Annotated in this window: 15 protein-coding genes; 13 read left to right on the top strand and 2 right to left on the bottom strand. The window is 43.1% G+C overall.

The window, feature by feature from the left end; translation table 11 throughout:
* Positions 1-269 precede the first annotated feature (269 nt).
* Both ACOV1R_RS14090 and ACOV1R_RS14085 read left to right on the top strand, forming a co-directional pair.
* Positions 270-1586 carry a C1 family peptidase gene (locus ACOV1R_RS14090; protein WP_013356087.1) on the top strand — a complete coding sequence of 439 codons (1317 nt, stop codon included), beginning with the start codon at positions 270-272 and terminating at the stop codon, positions 1584-1586.
* Positions 1587-1598: 12 nt separating this feature from the next.
* The gene (locus ACOV1R_RS14085; protein WP_003641613.1) at positions 1599-2021 is read left to right on the top strand and encodes a helix-turn-helix domain-containing protein; all 423 of its coding nucleotides are present in this window, start codon (positions 1599-1601) and stop codon (positions 2019-2021) included.
* A gap of 99 nt (positions 2022-2120) precedes the next feature.
* On the opposite strand, the gene ACOV1R_RS14080 is transcribed toward ACOV1R_RS14085, so the two are convergent.
* Positions 2121-2987: a DegV family protein gene (locus ACOV1R_RS14080; RefSeq protein WP_054519035.1), complete on the bottom strand. Its 867-nt coding sequence runs from the start codon at positions 2985-2987 to the stop codon at positions 2121-2123.
* Between the two features lie 157 nt (positions 2988-3144).
* Here ACOV1R_RS14080 and ACOV1R_RS14075 point away from each other — a divergent pair, with 157 nt between their 5' ends.
* On the top strand, positions 3145-3627 hold the full coding sequence (locus tag ACOV1R_RS14075; protein ID WP_003641611.1) for a GNAT family N-acetyltransferase: 483 nt from the start codon (positions 3145-3147) through the stop codon (positions 3625-3627).
* A 793-nt stretch (positions 3628-4420) separates the two neighbouring features.
* Complete coding sequence (locus tag ACOV1R_RS14070) at positions 4421-5221, top strand: 2-keto-4-pentenoate hydratase (protein ID WP_011102282.1); 801 nt, start codon at positions 4421-4423, stop codon at positions 5219-5221.
* A 161-nt stretch (positions 5222-5382) separates the two neighbouring features.
* On the opposite strand, the gene ACOV1R_RS14065 is transcribed toward ACOV1R_RS14070, so the two are convergent.
* Positions 5383-5919, bottom strand: a complete 537-nt coding sequence (locus tag ACOV1R_RS14065; RefSeq protein WP_003641609.1) for a phenolic acid decarboxylase — start codon at positions 5917-5919, stop codon at positions 5383-5385.
* 115 nt (positions 5920-6034) lie between these two features.
* On the opposite strand from ACOV1R_RS14065, the gene ACOV1R_RS14060 reads away from it, so the two are divergent.
* The 9 genes from ACOV1R_RS14060 to ACOV1R_RS14020 all read left to right on the top strand — a co-directional run bounded on the left by ACOV1R_RS14060 (position 6035) and on the right by ACOV1R_RS14020 (position 16215).
* A complete protein-coding gene (locus tag ACOV1R_RS14060; RefSeq protein WP_003641608.1) occupies positions 6035-6580 on the top strand; it encodes a PadR family transcriptional regulator in 546 nt (181 codons plus the stop codon).
* Positions 6581-6770: 190 nt separating this feature from the next.
* Positions 6771-7232: a universal stress protein gene (locus ACOV1R_RS14055; protein ID WP_003641607.1), complete on the top strand. Its 462-nt coding sequence runs from the start codon at positions 6771-6773 to the stop codon at positions 7230-7232.
* Between the two features lie 288 nt (positions 7233-7520).
* Complete coding sequence (gene adhE, locus ACOV1R_RS14050) at positions 7521-10124, top strand: bifunctional acetaldehyde-CoA/alcohol dehydrogenase (protein ID WP_003643605.1); 2604 nt, start codon at positions 7521-7523, stop codon at positions 10122-10124.
* A 259-nt stretch (positions 10125-10383) separates the two neighbouring features.
* Positions 10384-11382: a ribose utilization transcriptional repressor RbsR gene (rbsR, locus tag ACOV1R_RS14045; RefSeq protein WP_003643604.1), complete on the top strand. Its 999-nt coding sequence runs from the start codon at positions 10384-10386 to the stop codon at positions 11380-11382.
* A 103-nt stretch (positions 11383-11485) separates the two neighbouring features.
* Complete coding sequence (rbsK, locus tag ACOV1R_RS14040; RefSeq protein ID WP_013356083.1) at positions 11486-12406, top strand: ribokinase; 921 nt, start codon at positions 11486-11488, stop codon at positions 12404-12406.
* A gap of 2 nt (positions 12407-12408) precedes the next feature.
* Positions 12409-12804 (top strand): D-ribose pyranase, encoded by a 396-nt coding sequence (rbsD, locus tag ACOV1R_RS14035; RefSeq protein ID WP_003641603.1) that lies wholly within the window; start codon positions 12409-12411, stop codon positions 12802-12804.
* 29 nt (positions 12805-12833) lie between these two features.
* Positions 12834-13718 (top strand): ribose/proton symporter RbsU, encoded by an 885-nt coding sequence (gene rbsU, locus ACOV1R_RS14030; RefSeq protein WP_003641602.1) that lies wholly within the window; start codon positions 12834-12836, stop codon positions 13716-13718.
* Positions 13719-14022: 304 nt separating this feature from the next.
* Positions 14023-14826, top strand: a complete 804-nt coding sequence (locus ACOV1R_RS14025; protein ID WP_003646226.1) for an SDR family oxidoreductase — start codon at positions 14023-14025, stop codon at positions 14824-14826.
* A gap of 33 nt (positions 14827-14859) precedes the next feature.
* Positions 14860-16215 (top strand): BglG family transcription antiterminator, encoded by a 1356-nt coding sequence (locus ACOV1R_RS14020; protein ID WP_257591852.1) that lies wholly within the window; start codon positions 14860-14862, stop codon positions 16213-16215.
* The last annotated feature ends 50 nt before the right edge of the window (positions 16216-16265 follow it).

Raw genomic sequence — 16265 nt, 5'->3', positions numbered from 1 at the left:
AACCGTCCACGCAAGGTCTTGGGATGGAAAAGTCCAAGTGAAGTTTTCTTCGGCAAAAAGTTGCGCTTGATTTGACAATTCGTCATGCTCACCAACTGAATGGTAGGGGGGAACTAAGTTGGTTAGTCATTCTTTACAGGGAGAACAACGTGGGATGGTTAAAGTGACTAATGTTGTTCAGAAAAGCAAACAAAAGGTAGCATCTAAATTGAATTTAATGGTCAATAAGCCTAGAATAATGGCAAGTATCACGATGGAGGCTGGTAAATATGGCAACTGAACTAACACCGGATGCACTTGCCGCTTTACGGACAACGCATGCGCAGGATCGAATGGCACCAGTATTGACGCGAGCGATTACGAAGAATGGGATTGAGGCTGCAAGTTTTGATAATCAAGCTGCGAGTCGCTTAGCGCGGACTTTTTCTGTTGAAGTACTAACGGGTAAGGTCAGTAATCAGAAGCACAGCGGTCGTTGCTGGGAGTTTTCATTATTAAACACGCTCCGGCATAAGTTTGCGACCCGGTATCACGTCAAAGACTTTGAGTTATCACAAAACTATTTGTTTTTCTGGGATAAGATTGAAAGGGCTAATATTTTTTATCGGAATGTTGAACAAACGGCGCGTCAGCCGATTGATGACCGGCTTGTTCAGTTCTTATTTGCTAATCCGGGCGAAGATGGTGGTCAGTGGGCGATGGCGGCCAGCTTGGTTCAAAAGTATGGTGTCGTTCCAGCTAGTGTGATGCCAGAGTCCTTCAACACTGATAATACGACGGCATTTCAAGCCAGTTTATCACGGCAGCTTCGTAAAGATGGGTTAAAACTTCGGCAACTCGTGATGGATGGTGCAAGCGAGGCCGAGCTACAATCACTGGAGAAATCAATGTTGCAAACGGTCTATCGGATGACGGCGTACTCATTTGGTGAACCACCAACTAGCTTTGATTTAGAATATCGTGATGATGAGCAACAGTACCATCGTACGGCTAATTTAACGCCTCAGCAATTCTATCAGGACTACTTTGAAACTGATCTGGATGATTACGTGGTCGTTACTAATTCACCAGATAAGCCGTTTAATCGACTTTATAGCTTGCCAGACGAGGATAACGTGATTGGTGGTAAGCCTATCGAATTTTTGAACCTTGATATGGGTGTGCTGACGGACGTTGCTGTGCAACAGTTACAGGCTGGCGAAACGGTTTGGTTTGGCAACGATGTGTTGCGACAGATGGACCGGAAGACGGGATACTTGGATGCCCATTTATTTGAAACTGGCAAGTTATTTGGAACCAACGATCATCTGACTAAGGCGCAACGGCTGTTAACAGGTGAAGGTGAAGTTAGCCATGCCATGACGTTAACCGGCGTTGATTTAGTGGCTGATACGCCAACTAAGTGGAAGGTCGAAAATAGTTGGGGTGAGCAAGTAGGTGATCAAGGCTACTTCGTAATGAGCCAAGATTGGTTTAATGAGTACGTCTATGAAGTAGTTGTTCACAAGCATTTCTTGGCACCGGAATTTCAGGCGCTGCTTAACGAACGTGCACAGCGGCTACCCGCATGGGATCCGTTGCACTAGGAGGGTAATGTGATGGGAATATTTTCAGAACGATTAAAAGAAGCGATGCAACAAGCGAACATAACCTCTGCTCAGTTATCTAAACAAACGGGAATTGGTCGTTCATCAATCAGCCAGTGGTTAAGTAATAAATACGTGGCTAAACATGATAAGGTTACGGCGTTAGCGACAGTACTGAATGTGTCGCCAGATTGGCTGCTAGGTACGACTGATGTTGCAACAGCGGTGGCCCCGGAAGCGGTACCGATTCCAGTATCGGTCACGCCAACCCCTGCCGTTGACCCCGAATTAATAACATTGTGGGAACAGCTGGATACCAAACAACGATCTAAGTTGATCAAAAAGGCACGGAAGTTGTTGACTAAATCGGCCGAACAGCCCAACACAAAGCGGAAAAAGAACAAGAAAAAGAAAAAAGGCAAGAAACGGAAATAAGGCAATGCAAAAAACAACTTTTGCTCCTCAGCTCGTCGTGAGGAGCAAAAGTTGTTTTTTGACTGTCATGATGAATTATCAGGGGTTGATAATGGTGAACTAAATGGTCCATTTTTCCCAGTCACGCGCCCAAATCAGTCCCATGACGCCTTCTCCAACGTGAACCCCAACGACGGGACCAATCTCGCCTTCATCGATGGTGAGATCAGGAAAGCTAGCCTTCAAGTCAGCTGTCCATTCGGCTTGGAGTTTCGGATTGTTGCCATTTTCGATTGTGACGCGAAGTGGATAGTCAACGGCAGCAATCTCAGCAGCCAGCTTGGCTTTGATGGCTGCGTATGCCCGCCGCATCGTTCGTTCTTTTTGAATAGCGACGATCTTGCCATCTTGAAAGGTCAGAACGGGTTTAATGCGTAAGAGGTTGCCAACGAGTCCAGAAGCGTTTGAGAGCCGACCAGTCCGAACCAAGTGACTGAGATTATCGACAACAAAATATACGCCGGTTGTTTCACGGATTTTTTTGAGCTGAGCAATAACTTGTTCGGGTGAGTATCCTTCAGCGACTAATTTAGCAGCTAACAAGACCATGTAAGCTTCTCCACCAGCCGTAATTAGTGAATCAAACGGATAAACCTTGATGTTGGTTACGTTTGGCAGGTAACTTTCGAGATTAGTAATAAAGCTGGTGATACCAGAAGAAAGATGGATACTAATGACAGCATCATAGCCCGCCTTTGCCAGCTGATCATAAGTCGTTTGCATCTGACCAAGGGTAATCTGAGTGGTCGTTGGTAACTCAGGCGCGGTACGCATTCGTTCATAAAATTCTTTGGACGTTATTTCGACGTTTTCTAAGTAGGTTTGGTGACCAAAAATAACAGTAATTGGGACGACGTGAATATGATACTTTTCAACATCGACCGCTGAGAGGTAGCTTGCGCTATCCGTTACAATTGCGGTTTTCATTTTTCCCCCGCTTTCATTTGGTGAAAGTATTGCCTAACATTATAACGCTTGTCAGTAGTTGAAAGCTAGCTTTGATGAATAGATTAAGGCGATTAATGTTTGAAATTCTCAACAACTAACGTCATAATGAGAATCATTAAATGGGGGAGGGCGCAGGATGACCAAACGAATTGAGATAAAACCGGCAACAGCTGCGGATCAAGCAGCGCTGGCTGAAATATATTTAGTGGACCGTCAGCAAGATTTTCCATGGGTCACTGATCCACAACTGCAAGATTTTAACGAAGACAGCCGTGGTGAATTCGTGCTGGTCGCGTGGATTGATGGTCAGCGGGCTGGCTTTTGTTCGTTGTACCGGCTGGCCAACTTCATTCATCTGCTTTTTGTGGCCCCAGATTTCCGCCACTTGAAAGTTGGTGAACGGCTACTGACAGAAATGCGCCAGTATGCAACCGAACCACTCACGTTGAAGTGTGTGATGGCCAACGAAAATGCCCTGCGATTTTATGCGCAAGTAGGGTTTCGAATTGTCAAAGCAGATGCGGACGCGCTCCCACCAAATTATACGTTGCGTGATACGCATACTGAGCAGTACGTGGCATTAGTGGATGTTATGGCCAATGAACGCAAACTTAATTAATCTAATTTATTTTTAATTTTAAGGTTGACATTGTGATAATCTGGCGCTAGAATCTAATCATTAATTAAATTTAGATTAAAAACCGTGATAAGGAACGGTGCTAAGCTGGTTAGTTAGCGAGCTGCGGATTGGTGTAAGGCAGTCAATACCACTTAACATAGATCACCTTGGAGTTGCGCCTCGAAATTCGTGGAGATGGTGCTGGATGGTACCCATTAATGTACCGGCGTATCGCAATTGCTGTACGTACTAAGGTGACTATTGTGAAGTAGTCGCGAATAAAGGTGGTAACCCGTTCTGGACGTCCTTTAATTAACTCATAGGAGTTAGTTAAAGGACGTTTTTTATGATTTAAAGGTGGTGAGGAGTATGGAATCGGACATTCAGGTGGCTAGTTACCAACAAATGTGGGCAATGGTAACTAGTCGCACGAGGACTTGCTCCTCGAGTAACACATAGGTCAACAAGGAATCAAAAACACATAGTATAACTGAGTACTCCGGGTAGATCACATACGATACCACGTGTATCGATTAACACATAGTTTTAGCAACGTGCAATTTATACGTTTAGGCACACATAGTTTTAACATGAACGATATTTATGACCCGTAGTCTTAATAATTCGTATTTAAGACGCCCGTACAATTAGCTGGCGCACTGAATACATCCAAATAATGAAGTGACAACTAGATTAATTGTAATGAGTTAACGTATTAGCAATGGTTAGACGGCCTCATTACGAACACATATTAGGATAACAGTAACCACAAACACATAATGGAGGTTTTATAATGACAACTACCACCACAGAAACAGAAACTCAAGTTGCACAACAGCTATTTACGGCCTATCAGACACAGCATGCGTTAACAATGGCTGATTTTACAAGTAGTGTCGTTGACGAAGACGCTGCGTATCGAGTTCAAGCCGCATTAACGGCCTTAAAACAGCAGCCGGTTGGTGGATACAAGGTCTCGTTGACGAGTGCGGAAACTCAAAAGATGTTTGATGCTCATACGCCGCTGTACGGTGTCCAGGTTGCGGATCACTTTTTGGCGGCACCAACCACGGTTCGACGCGGGCAACTAATGGACCCACTCGTCGAAGTGGAGTTGGTCTTTAAGGCTAAAGAAGACCTGTCAACCACCGATTCATTGACCGATTTATGGCAAAAAACGACTGTCGCGCCGGGACTTGAATTGCCAGATTCACGTTTTGCTGACTGGTTTCCCGATTTGCCTAAAAATTTGGTGGTCGCGGATGCCGCAGTCGGTGGGCTAGTGGTATATGGAACTGAACGAGAGACTGCCGAGTTGTTCGCTTCAGCTGATGCAGTGGCAACGTCAAAGTGTACGCTAGTCCATGATGGGGGGACGGTTAAAACTGGTCAAGCGAGTGAAGTGTTGGGTAACCCGCTTGAGTCATTGAAGTGGTTAGTCGGCAAGCTTGCAGAGCAAGGTAAGACATTAACGGCTGGCCAACGAGTTTCGTCGGGGACGTTTGTCCTACCACCACATTTGACCGCGGGGCACTGGCAAGCCGACTTCGATGCCGGGCTGGGACAGGTTGCGCTGGATGTAACAGAAGCCTAAGTAAAATAATCACGAAAAAGGCCTTCATAAATGTCATGACATTTATGAAGGCCTTTTTGAAGTGTTGCTAAATGAATGTTTTTCAGATGATTAGTAATTTTCAAAGATTGGACAGACTGCTAATTATCCAATTTGTAGACCAGAATGTTTCACGTGAAACATTACTTATTTAAACGATGGTAGTTTTGATCAAAGTACTTGCCGTTGCGAATATCATTCGGCATTTCTTTGTAAGGTGCTTCACTGATTACATCTTCATTGTTTTGGCCGGCGTCGCCCATGTAAGTAATATTGGCAAATTCGGGTACAACTAGTTTTGGATAAGTGGCATACTTTTCACGAGACTGTTCCATTAAATCGATGTGTTCGTTTTGGTAAGTGACCGTAATTTCAGGGTGTTCTTCAACCCACTTTGGGAAGAAAATCGTACCGTGTAGTTTCTTCTCATTGGGCATGAAGTCTAGTGCAACGTCAGTCCCAGTTGGTTCAGTCCAAGAAATTTTGTAAATGCCTTCGGTCAACATGACGATGTCAGCTTTTTGATCAGTGACCCAACGACCGGCAACCATCCCACCGTGGATTCGGTAATCAACGGTGTGGTCGTTCTTGGCGTACCACTCGTATTCCCAGCCGTTATCATAAGTGTAGATAAAGTGTGTGCCGAGAAAGTCATCAAGTGTTTTAAAAGTTTTTGTCATTAGAATTACCTTCCTTATGTCTAATATGTCATTTTAATCATGTAATTTATTACATGTTTTAAACAACAAGGTTAGTGTATACTGTTATCAAGGAATCGTCAAGGAGGAATTTCCAATGGCGCAAAAAAACAAGTTACAATTTATTATTCTAGGGTTATTAAACCAGCAACCATTAACGGGCTATGATCTAACTAAAGCCTTTGATGACGAGATCGGTGAATTCTGGCAAGCTCAACATAGTCAAATTTATCCGCAATTGAAGCGACTAGAAGAACAAGGTTACGTCACGCATGAAATTACGGTCAGTGGCGAAAAACTTGAAAAGAAACTCTACCACATCACCGCAACTGGTCGGCAGCTGTTACATGAGTGGATCAGTGTCGGTACACCAGACTTAACCGCTACGAAAGATGAATTTATTTTAAAACTATACTTTATTCAAACGGATCGTGATCCACGCCTACTAGCGATGTTACAGGAACAGCTCACCCTGCACACAGCTAAGTTAGCACACTTACAACAGCGATTGGCGACCGTTTTCCCGCAAGCTAAAGCTGCTAAGCAACATTATGGTCACTATTTGATCTTACAACATGCGATCGGACGAGAAGACTACTATGTGAATTGGTTGAAGCAGACGTTGAAAGCCTTACCGGAGTAATGGGGAGAGTGCTGCCGTTCTAACTGGTGGCTGGAATCATAGCGTTAAAAGCTACCCTTAATTATTTAGAGCGGCGTTTGAAGGAAATCAGCTTATGATTATATGCGTGTGAGAAATGGTGCCGTTTGAATTCTGAAACTGGTATAATGGCAGTGGTCAATATCAATTCACTTCAATGAGGAGATTAACTATGGAAAATCAAAAAATGCAAGAGCCACTTGTCTATCGGCGAATTTTACTGACCGTTGATGAGGACGATAATACCTCTTCAGAACGTGCGTTTCGATACGCAACGACTTTGGCCCACGACTATGATGTTCCGTTAGGAATTTGTTCGGTGCTGGAAAGCGAAGATATCAATATCTTTGATTCATTAACACCGTCGAAGATCCAAGCTAAACGGAAACACGTTGAAGATGTTGTTGCCGAGTACGTTCAGCTTGCTGAACAACGAGGCGTTAATCAAGTAGAGCCGCTTGTCTATGAAGGCGGTGATGTGGATGACGTCATTTTAGAGCAAGTTATTCCAGAATTTAAACCAGATCTATTAGTGACCGGTGCCGATACTGAATTTCCACATTCTAAGATTGCTGGGGCAATTGGTCCGCGTTTGGCCCGAAAAGCACCTATTTCAGTTATCGTTGTTCGGTAATCAAGACTCGGGACAGGGATTAAGATCCAAGCTGATGAAATTTTAACAACCGCAAGCTCATCATGGCTAATGAGGAGCTTGCGGTTGTTTTTGACTGCTATTGTTCATTAATGAACTTAACAATTTAATTTTTTTATTGGCTATAAATACTGCTAAACATGAGTTTATAAGTGTACTGTTTGGATGATATTAAATAATTTTTCAAATTCTTGTTGCATTATGAGCAAGGATGGCTATAATAAAGTTTGTAAATTAATTCACAAAGGAATTGAACGGAGGAAGCACTTCATGATTAAGACAGAAAAAAATCAAACAAGCAAAGTTACTGATGAAGTTGATCAATTAGTTCAACGTTCTAAGAAAGCATTAGCTATTTTGAAGTCATATACCCAAGCACAAATCGATGATTTATGTGAAAAGGTTGCGGTTGCCGCACTGGACAATCATATGAAGTTAGCCAAGTTGGCGGTTGAGGAAACCGGTCGGGGTGTTGTTGAAGATAAGGCGATTAAGAACATCTACGCCAGCGAATATATCTGGAACAGCATGCGCCATGATAAGACAGTCGGCGTCATTAAAGAAGACGATGAAGAGCAACTAATGGAAATTGCTGAACCAGTTGGTATCGTAGCCGGGGTTACACCCGTAACGAATCCAACTTCAACAACGGTTTTCAAGACGTTGATCTCATTAAAGGGGCGTAACACGATCGTCTTTGGTTTCCATCCTCAAGCTCAGAAATGTAGTTCTGCGGCTGCTGATGTGATGCGGGAAGCGATTAAAGCTGCTGGTGGTCCAGCTGATGCTGTTTTATACATCGAACACCCAAGCATTGAAGCAACCGACGCCTTGATGCACCATACGGATGTTGCGACGATCTTGGCTACCGGTGGTCCAAGTATGGTGACAGCCGCTTACTCATCAGGTAAACCAGCACTGGGTGTTGGTCCTGGTAACGGCCCAACTTATGTTGAAAAAACAGCTGACATTAAGCAGGCGGTTAACGACATTGTTTTATCGAAGACGTTTGATAATGGGATGATTTGTGCTTCTGAAAATAGTGCCATTATCGACAAGGAAATTTATGCTGAAGTTAAAGCTGAATTTATTCGTTTGGGTTGCTACTACGTTAAACCTAAAGATGTGCAAGCCTTGAGTGATGCTGTCATTGATCCTAACCGGCACACAGTTCGTGGTCCAGTTGCTGGTAAAACAGCTTATCAAATCGCACAAATGGCTGGCTTGAAAGATGTCGCTAAGGACTGCCGGGTCTTGATTGCGGAGATTAATGGTGTCGGTATCAAGTACCCATTATCCGGCGAAAAATTATCACCAGTTCTGACCGTTTACAAAGCGGATTCGCATGAAGCGGCGTTCAAACGGGCTAATGAATTACTTCACTATGGTGGCTTAGGCCATACTGCTGGGATTCATACGACCGATGATGCATTGGTCAAAGAATTTGGCTTACAAATGCCAGCTTGCCGGATCTTAGTTAACACGCCATCTTCAGTTGGTGGGTTAGGTAACATCTACAATAACATGGCGCCTTCATTAACTCTGGGCACGGGATCATATGGTGGCAACTCGATTTCTCATAACGTTACAGATATGGATCTGATTAATATCAAAACTGTGGCAAAACGGCGTAATAACATGCAATGGGTCAAAATGCCTCCCAAAGTCTACTTCGAACGCAATTCCGTTCGCTACTTGGAACACATGGCCGGGATTAAGAAGGTTTTCCTAGTTTGTGATCCTGGGATGGTTGAATTTGGCTATGCTGATCGAGTAACGGCGGTCTTGAACAAGCGGACTGATCCGGTTGATATCGACATCTTCTCAGAAGTTGAACCGAACCCGTCGACTGACACAGTCTACAAAGGGGTTGCCCGGATGAAGGCCTTTAAGCCAGATACAATCATTGCACTCGGTGGTGGTTCTGCAATGGACGCCGCTAAGGGGATGTGGCTCTTCTATGAACACCCAGAAGCTTCCTTCTTAGGTGCTAAACAGAAGTTCCTGGATATCCGGAAGCGGACGTACAAAGTACCAGTATCCGAAAAAGTAACTTATATTGGGATTCCAACGACTTCTGGGACTGGTTCTGAAGTAACGCCATACGCGGTTATTACGGACTCCAAGACGCACGTCAAATACCCGATTACGGACTACGCAATGCAACCAGATATTGCGATCGTTGACCCACAATTTGTTGAAACGGTGCCAAAGCGGACGACGGCTTGGACTGGTCTCGACGTAATTACCCACGCAACCGAAGCATATGTTTCAACGATGGCTTCTGACTTCACACGCGGCTGGTCAATTCAAGCTTTGCAATTAGCCTTCAAGTACTTGAAAGCTTCTTATGATGGTGACAAGATGGCTCGTGAGAAGATGCACAATGCCTCAACGCTAGCTGGGATGGCCTTTGCCAATGCCTTCTTGGGTATCAACCACTCGATCGCCCATAAATTAGGCGGGGAATTCAACTTACCACACGGATTGGCAATTGCGATCACTTATCCGCAAGTCGTTCGTTACAATGCTGAAATCCCAACGAAGTTAGCAATGTGGCCGAAGTACAACCATAATACTGCCTTAGCCGACTATGCCAACATTGCCCGGGCCTTAGGGTTACCAGGCAAGACCGACGAAGAACTCAAAGAAAGCTTAGTTAAAGCTTACATTGACTTGGCTCATTCAATGGATGTGACCTTATCCTTGAAAGCCAACCGGGTCGAAAAGAAGCACTTTGACGCCACCGTCGACGAATTAGCCGAACTGGCCTATGAAGACCAATGCACGACCGCTAACCCACGCGAACCTTTAATCAGTGAATTAAAGGCGATTATTGAACGTGAATGGGACGGCCAAGGTACTGAAAAATAGCCCTTTGTGAATTAAGGGAGCCCGCGCTCATGATGAGCGCGGGCTTTTTTGTCATGTGGTTTTAGAATAACTACCTGGAAAGTTTTTACTGTTTGTTTTCAGAGGAGGAGAAAATGAAGACTTGATATGGATAAATTATCGGCTTGCACACTATATAGATATACTTATAGGTGTACTAAATATTTTTGAGATTCGGTTAGGAAAATTCGGCGTTCTAGGCTACAATAATGCAAGAGTTAATTTTACGGAGGAGAAGCCCATGAAAAATAAGGCAGTCACAATCAAAGATGTTGCGCGCCTTGCAGAACGCTCAATTGCGACCGTGTCACAAATTTTAAACGGGCATGGTGATAAGTTTAGTGCGGCGACGGTTGCTAAGGTGGAAGCGGCCCGGGATGAATTAAATTATGAGCCTGATTACTTTGCTCAGCGGATGATTAAGAAGACCAGCAAAACAATTGGGGTCCTTGTGCCTGATATTCGGAATCCCTTTTTTGGTGAGCTGCTTCGAGGCATTGAAAACGTCTTGTATCAGCAAAATTTCATCACGATGTTGTGTAATGCTGATCTGGATGAAGACAAAGAACGCGTCTATTTGGATGAACTCAGCCGCCGGGGTGTGGATGGCTTTATTATCGCAAGTTCGGCCGTTTCCAATAATGCGATTAATGATATTCTACGGCAGAAGGGTCACCCATTTATCGTCTTAGACCAAAAGCGCGCCGAAGGGTTCAGCGATTCTGTGTTGACTGATGACTATGATGGGGGGCGGCAAGCTGCTCAACACTTAAAAGATTTGGGACACCGGCAAGTCGCCGTTCTTATTCCAGCAAAACCGTCAGCCAATGTCCAAAAGCGGCTTAGTGGTTTTTATAGTGTGTATCCGCGGACAGCGGTACATGTCATCGCGACGCCGCTTTCTAAAGTGGGTGGTCGCCAAGTTGTTCCGGAAATTTTGGCGACTGGAGTTACGGGGATCTTTGCAGTCAATGACGAAATCGCATTCGGTGTATACTTAGGCATGGCTGAACATGATAAGCGGATACCGGATGATTACAGTGTCATTGGCTATGACGATGTCGAAATGTGCCAATATGTCGCGCCACAGCTTACAACCATCGCACAACCGATTTTTGAGTTGGGGCAAACGACAGCCAACCAGTTACTCGACCGTATTGCTAATCCGCAGCAGCCATGGGAAGAACACCACTTACCAGTTAAATTAATTGAAAGAAATTCGACGGCACATTTGAATTAATTATTCAGATGTGTTATATTTTTTACGAGTTATTAAAACGTTTTCATAAAACGTTTTAATAAAAACTAAATTCAGATTAATTTAACTATTTGGAGGGACCATTATGAATACGGTAACCGTTATTGGGAGTATCAACTTAGACCGGACGATTCGGGTTGAAAACATGCCAAAGCCTGGCGAAACGATTCACACTAAGGAAATCTTTTCAGCCGGTGGTGGTAAGGGCGCGAACCAGGCCGTCGCAGCGCAACGTTCTGGTGCTAATACCCACTTTATTGGTGCGGTTGGTGACGATGCTGCTGGTAAAACCATGCTTGATTTATTGACGCAGGAAAAGATCAACTTGGCAGGGATCACAAAGATGACTAATCAATCGACAGGTCAAGCTTACGTCACGGTTGATGATGCCGGTGAAAACCAAATTATGATTCATGGTGGTGCCAACATGGCCTTTACGCCAGCAGACGTTGAAGCCCACCGTGATATCATTGAAACTAGTGATTTTGTGGTTGCACAATTTGAAAGCGCTGTCGATAGTACGGTCGAAGCCTTTAAAATTGCACAGGCCGCTGGCGTAAGAACAATCTTGAATCCCGCTCCAGCCATGGAAAAAGTCCCCGCTGAACTTTTAGCAGTTACTGACATGATTGTACCAAATGAGACGGAAACGGAAACTTTGACTGGGATTGCAATCACCGATGAAGCCAGCATGTTAAAGGCGTCCGCTGCATTACACGCCCTCGGTATTTCAGCTGTTATCATTACGATTGGTAGTAAGGGTGCGTTTTATGATATCGATGGGCGACATGGTATCGTACCAGCTTTTAAAGTCGAAGCCGTGGATACGACTTCAGCCGGAGATACGTTTATTGGCGCGATGAGTAGTGTGTTAAATAAAGATTTTAGTAATCTTGAAGATGCGATTCGCTATGGTAACCGGGCGTCATCGATTGCCGTACAACGTTTCGGTGCGCAACCATCAATTCCTTATAAAAATGAAATTACAGCCGCGGAGGGTAAATAATTATGAAAAAAACAAAAGTTATTAATTCAGATTTGTCACGAGTTATTGCAACGATGGGCCATTTCGATAAGTTGAGTATTGGTGATGCTGGCATGCCAGTACCAAGTTCAACCGAAAAAATCGATTTAGCCGTTGATAATGGTATTCCTAGTTTTATGCAAGTCTTGAATAACGTCTTGGAAGAGCTTGAAGTACAACGAATCTATTTGGCAGAAGAAATTAAAGTTCAAAATCCTAAGATGTTGACGGCCATCAAGAAGCGCTTACCAGACACCCCAATTACCTTCATTCCACATGAAGAAATGAAGAAGGACTTGGCTGACTGCAAGGCCTTTGTTCGGACTGGTGAAATGACACCTTATTCAAATATTTTATTGGAAAGTGGCGTTACTTTTTAAAGTAGTTGGTGATTAATGGAGGGATTGGAATGAATACTACCGCTTTACTAATTGGCTTAGGGCCGTTACTTGGTTGGGGACTTTACCCCACGATTGCGTCGAAAATTGGTGGTCGGCCTGTTAATCAGATCTTGGGTTCAACTATTGGAACGTTAATCTTTGCGCTGATTTATGCATGGGTGCAAGGGATTGCTTTTCCAAGCGGCATGAATCTCTGGTTTTCAATTCTATCAGGGATCGGTTGGGCAAGTGCCCAAATCGTGACATTTAAAGTGTTTACGATGGTTGGTTCTTCACGAGCAATGCCAATTACGACGGCCTTCCAGCTGTTGGGCGCATCACTGTGGGGCGTCTTCGCCTTAGGTGACTGGCCTGGGGCAATGGACAAGGTCTTGGGTGGCCTAGCCTTAGTTGGAATTATCATTGGTGCCTGGCTAACAGTGTGGTCTGAACATAAGGATGCAGGTAACGCCCGGACCTTACGCCAAGCTGTTATCTGGTTAGCAGTTGGTGAAATCGGGTACTGGGCTTATTCGGCTGCGCCCCAAGCAACCAATATTGGTGGGGAGGAAGCCTTCGTTCCCCAAGCAATTGGGATGGTTATTGTTTCGATCGTATATGCCCTGTTCTTAGCATCACGAGGTGAAAAGTTAGCCCTCGTTGAAGGGGTGTCATACACGCACATCATCTCAGGTTTCTTCTTCGCGTTTGCGGCGTTGACTTACTTAATCTCTGCGCAACCAAATATGAACGGATTAGCAACCGGCTTTATTCTTTCACAAACCTCCGTTGTATTGGCAACGTTAACCGGTATTTGGTTCTTAGGCCAAAAGAAGACTACCAAAGAAATGTGGGTCACGATTGGTGGACTGATACTAATTATTGCGGCAGCAGCTGTTACGGTGACGATTTAAAACAAATTAATATGGCTATAAGACTATTTAATAGAGTCGCTTTGAAGGAGTTATACGCTTCTTTAAAGCGACTCTATTTTTACGGTTATTGATTACAATGGTCGATTACAAAATTTGCTTTATGATATGGCGATAATGAAAATAATTCGGCATAATATTTATAGTTTATATCAGACATCTAAATGTTTGATGAATCATTAGTCCATTAATTTAAAAAGCCAATGAAAAAAGAGTGCATTAATAATGTATGCGCTTTCGTATATATTTATCTGTGAAGAAAAGAAATGATTAAGGAGCGATTTTGATGAATAATTCATGGATTAATATTTCGGGTAAGGTATACGTTGTTACTGGGGGCTCATCCGGTATTGGTAAAGCAATTGTAACTGAATTATTGAATAACGGGGCGATTGTTTATAATGCTGACCTCAATCAAGGTGATCAGCAAAATGATAATTTACACTTTGTTGAAACCAATGTCACAGATGCGGAAGCGGTTAATCGGCTGGTCTTAAAGGTTGTTGATGAACAAGGAAAAATTGACGGGCTTGTAAATAATGCTGGTATCAATTTGCCACGTTTATTGGCTGACGCCAAGGATCCTCACGGTAAGTATGAATTTGCAGAATCGGATTTTGTGAAAATGTTTGCCGTGAACGTGAAAAGCGTCTTCCTTGTATCGCAGGCAGTTACCCATCAATTCGAGAAGCAACAGTACGGTGTTATTGTTAATATGTCCTCAGAAGCTGGACTTGAAGGTTCACAAGGACAGAGTGTTTATTCAGCAACTAAGGGAGCGATTAATGGGTTCACTCGTTCGTGGGCTAAAGAATTAGGTGAACATAATATTCGGGTTGTTGGTGTCGCGCCAGGTATTATGGAAGCTACTGGGCTAAGAACACGCTCTTATGAAGAGGCGTTAGCTTATACCCGGCATAAAACTGTTGATGACATTCGGGCAGGCTATAAGAGTACGTCAACCACACCTCTTGGTCGGAGTGGCAAACTATCAGAAGTTGCGGATGCAGTTAACTATTTACTATCAGAACGTGCCAGTTACATTACCGGGGTTACGATTAACGTTGCGGGAGGCAAGAGTCGTGGTTAACCTTTAAATTTTAGTTGGGGGCATGGTGAGGCAATGGATAGGCAAAGTTTTGAAATATTAAACTTTTTTATTAATAATGATGCATTGACACTAAGAGAATTACAATCCCATTTTTCTGTTTCGAGAGTCACAATTACCAAGAATATTCGTGCAATCAATGATTATTTGGTGGGTATTGCAAAAATCAACGTTAATCAAGCCAAGTTTTACCTAGTTATCAATAATTATTCTGCCATGGCTAAGCTACAAACTAATTTCTTGAAAAAGGATTTAGATTTCAATGATCCCTCAAAGCGACAAGCAACGATTTTAAAAGAATTGTTACAGCAAATCACGGATTACGTTATTCTGGATGATTTGGCAGAATCATTGGCTGTGAGTCGTGGCACTATCAATAAGGATTTAAAAGCGCTCAAACAACAGCTTGATTATTACCAAGTCAGAATTGAGACAAAAACTAATCGTGGGATTCATTTAGCGGTTGAACATGATTATATGTATGCAGTAATTACACGAACTTTAGTCGGGAAATACTACGAACTGGAAGCAACCTGGGATAAAGCGACAGATGTCAAATTGCTTAATCTTGTTAAAAAACTTGATCATAATAATGATACTGTGACCATGATTAAAAGAAATATTGCGGTTGTTAATTGGTTACGTAAATATAACATTCAAATCAATGATCGTATTAATAACTATCATCCACTTCTTAGTGATGTAACGATGGCGTCCTTGCGGAATCTAGTTACTGAGATAATTGGTAGCTCGTTAAGCACTAGCGAATGGGAATTTATTTCATACCCATTAAACATCAGAAAGCTACCGAAGGATGATAATCAGTTAGTTCAAGTGGGATTGGTCGAAGTTGAGGATTTAATGCAGTCGGTTTTTCCGATCCTTAAGCAAAAATTAGATGTGAATTTGGACTTTAAACGGTTGTTGATGGAGTTGCGATATCATTTATTATTTCTCATTAATCGGGCTATTTTTGATGTCAAGTCAGAAGGATTTATCTCGGTAGACATGTTAAGTAAGTATCCAGTTTCAACGGAGTTAGCGCAATTAACATTATCAACCATTGCCACTAAATTGAATATTCGGATTCGTTCCCAGGAGGTTGGTTATTTAACAGTCTATTTTCAGATGGAGCTTGAAGAATACATGGCAGCGCCAATTATTCATCGGGTTGCACTAGTTGAGCCCATTAATACTAGTATGAAAAAGTTTATTTCCGAGAAATTGAAAGAAATGTTAGATGATGATTTGCAGATTGATGTTTTTAACTCAATTAGTGAATGGGAGCAGAGTCCAGAAAAATATTTACTGATTTTTTCTAACAGTTTTTTAACAGAGGCAAATTCTATAATTAATCCGAACAGAAATTAAAAAGCCCAAAGCAATCACTTACAATGGTAGTAGCTAATTCCAACCAAATA

Origin of the sequence: Lactiplantibacillus sp. YT640, from assembly GCF_049745435.1 — a bacterium.
Classification (GTDB): domain Bacteria; phylum Bacillota; class Bacilli; order Lactobacillales; family Lactobacillaceae; genus Lactiplantibacillus; species Lactiplantibacillus plantarum.
The sequence above is the reverse complement of the archived record's forward strand: the minus strand, read 5'-3'. Positions and strand labels throughout refer to the sequence as shown.

What these genes read in the sequence shown, in the direction of transcription:
- ACOV1R_RS14090 (WP_013356087.1), top strand. Translation starts at nt 270, where the DNA reads ATGGCAACTGAACTAACACCGGATGCACTTGCCGCTTTACGGACAACG.
- ACOV1R_RS14085 (WP_003641613.1), top strand. Translation starts at nt 1,599, where the DNA reads ATGGGAATATTTTCAGAACGATTAAAAGAAGCGATGCAACAAGCGAAC.
- ACOV1R_RS14080 (WP_054519035.1), bottom strand. Translation starts at nt 2,987, where the DNA reads ATGAAAACCGCAATTGTAACGGATAGCGCAAGCTACCTCTCAGCGGTC.
- ACOV1R_RS14075 (WP_003641611.1), top strand. Translation starts at nt 3,145, where the DNA reads ATGACCAAACGAATTGAGATAAAACCGGCAACAGCTGCGGATCAAGCA.
- ACOV1R_RS14070 (WP_011102282.1), top strand. Translation starts at nt 4,421, where the DNA reads ATGACAACTACCACCACAGAAACAGAAACTCAAGTTGCACAACAGCTA.
- ACOV1R_RS14065 (WP_003641609.1), bottom strand. Translation starts at nt 5,919, where the DNA reads ATGACAAAAACTTTTAAAACACTTGATGACTTTCTCGGCACACACTTT.
- ACOV1R_RS14060 (WP_003641608.1), top strand. Translation starts at nt 6,035, where the DNA reads ATGGCGCAAAAAAACAAGTTACAATTTATTATTCTAGGGTTATTAAAC.
- ACOV1R_RS14055 (WP_003641607.1), top strand. Translation starts at nt 6,771, where the DNA reads ATGGAAAATCAAAAAATGCAAGAGCCACTTGTCTATCGGCGAATTTTA.
- adhE (WP_003643605.1), top strand. Translation starts at nt 7,521, where the DNA reads ATGATTAAGACAGAAAAAAATCAAACAAGCAAAGTTACTGATGAAGTT.
- rbsR (WP_003643604.1), top strand. Translation starts at nt 10,384, where the DNA reads ATGAAAAATAAGGCAGTCACAATCAAAGATGTTGCGCGCCTTGCAGAA.
- rbsK (WP_013356083.1), top strand. Translation starts at nt 11,486, where the DNA reads ATGAATACGGTAACCGTTATTGGGAGTATCAACTTAGACCGGACGATT.
- rbsD (WP_003641603.1), top strand. Translation starts at nt 12,409, where the DNA reads ATGAAAAAAACAAAAGTTATTAATTCAGATTTGTCACGAGTTATTGCA.
- rbsU (WP_003641602.1), top strand. Translation starts at nt 12,834, where the DNA reads ATGAATACTACCGCTTTACTAATTGGCTTAGGGCCGTTACTTGGTTGG.
- ACOV1R_RS14025 (WP_003646226.1), top strand. Translation starts at nt 14,023, where the DNA reads ATGAATAATTCATGGATTAATATTTCGGGTAAGGTATACGTTGTTACT.
- ACOV1R_RS14020 (WP_257591852.1), top strand. Translation starts at nt 14,860, where the DNA reads ATGGATAGGCAAAGTTTTGAAATATTAAACTTTTTTATTAATAATGAT.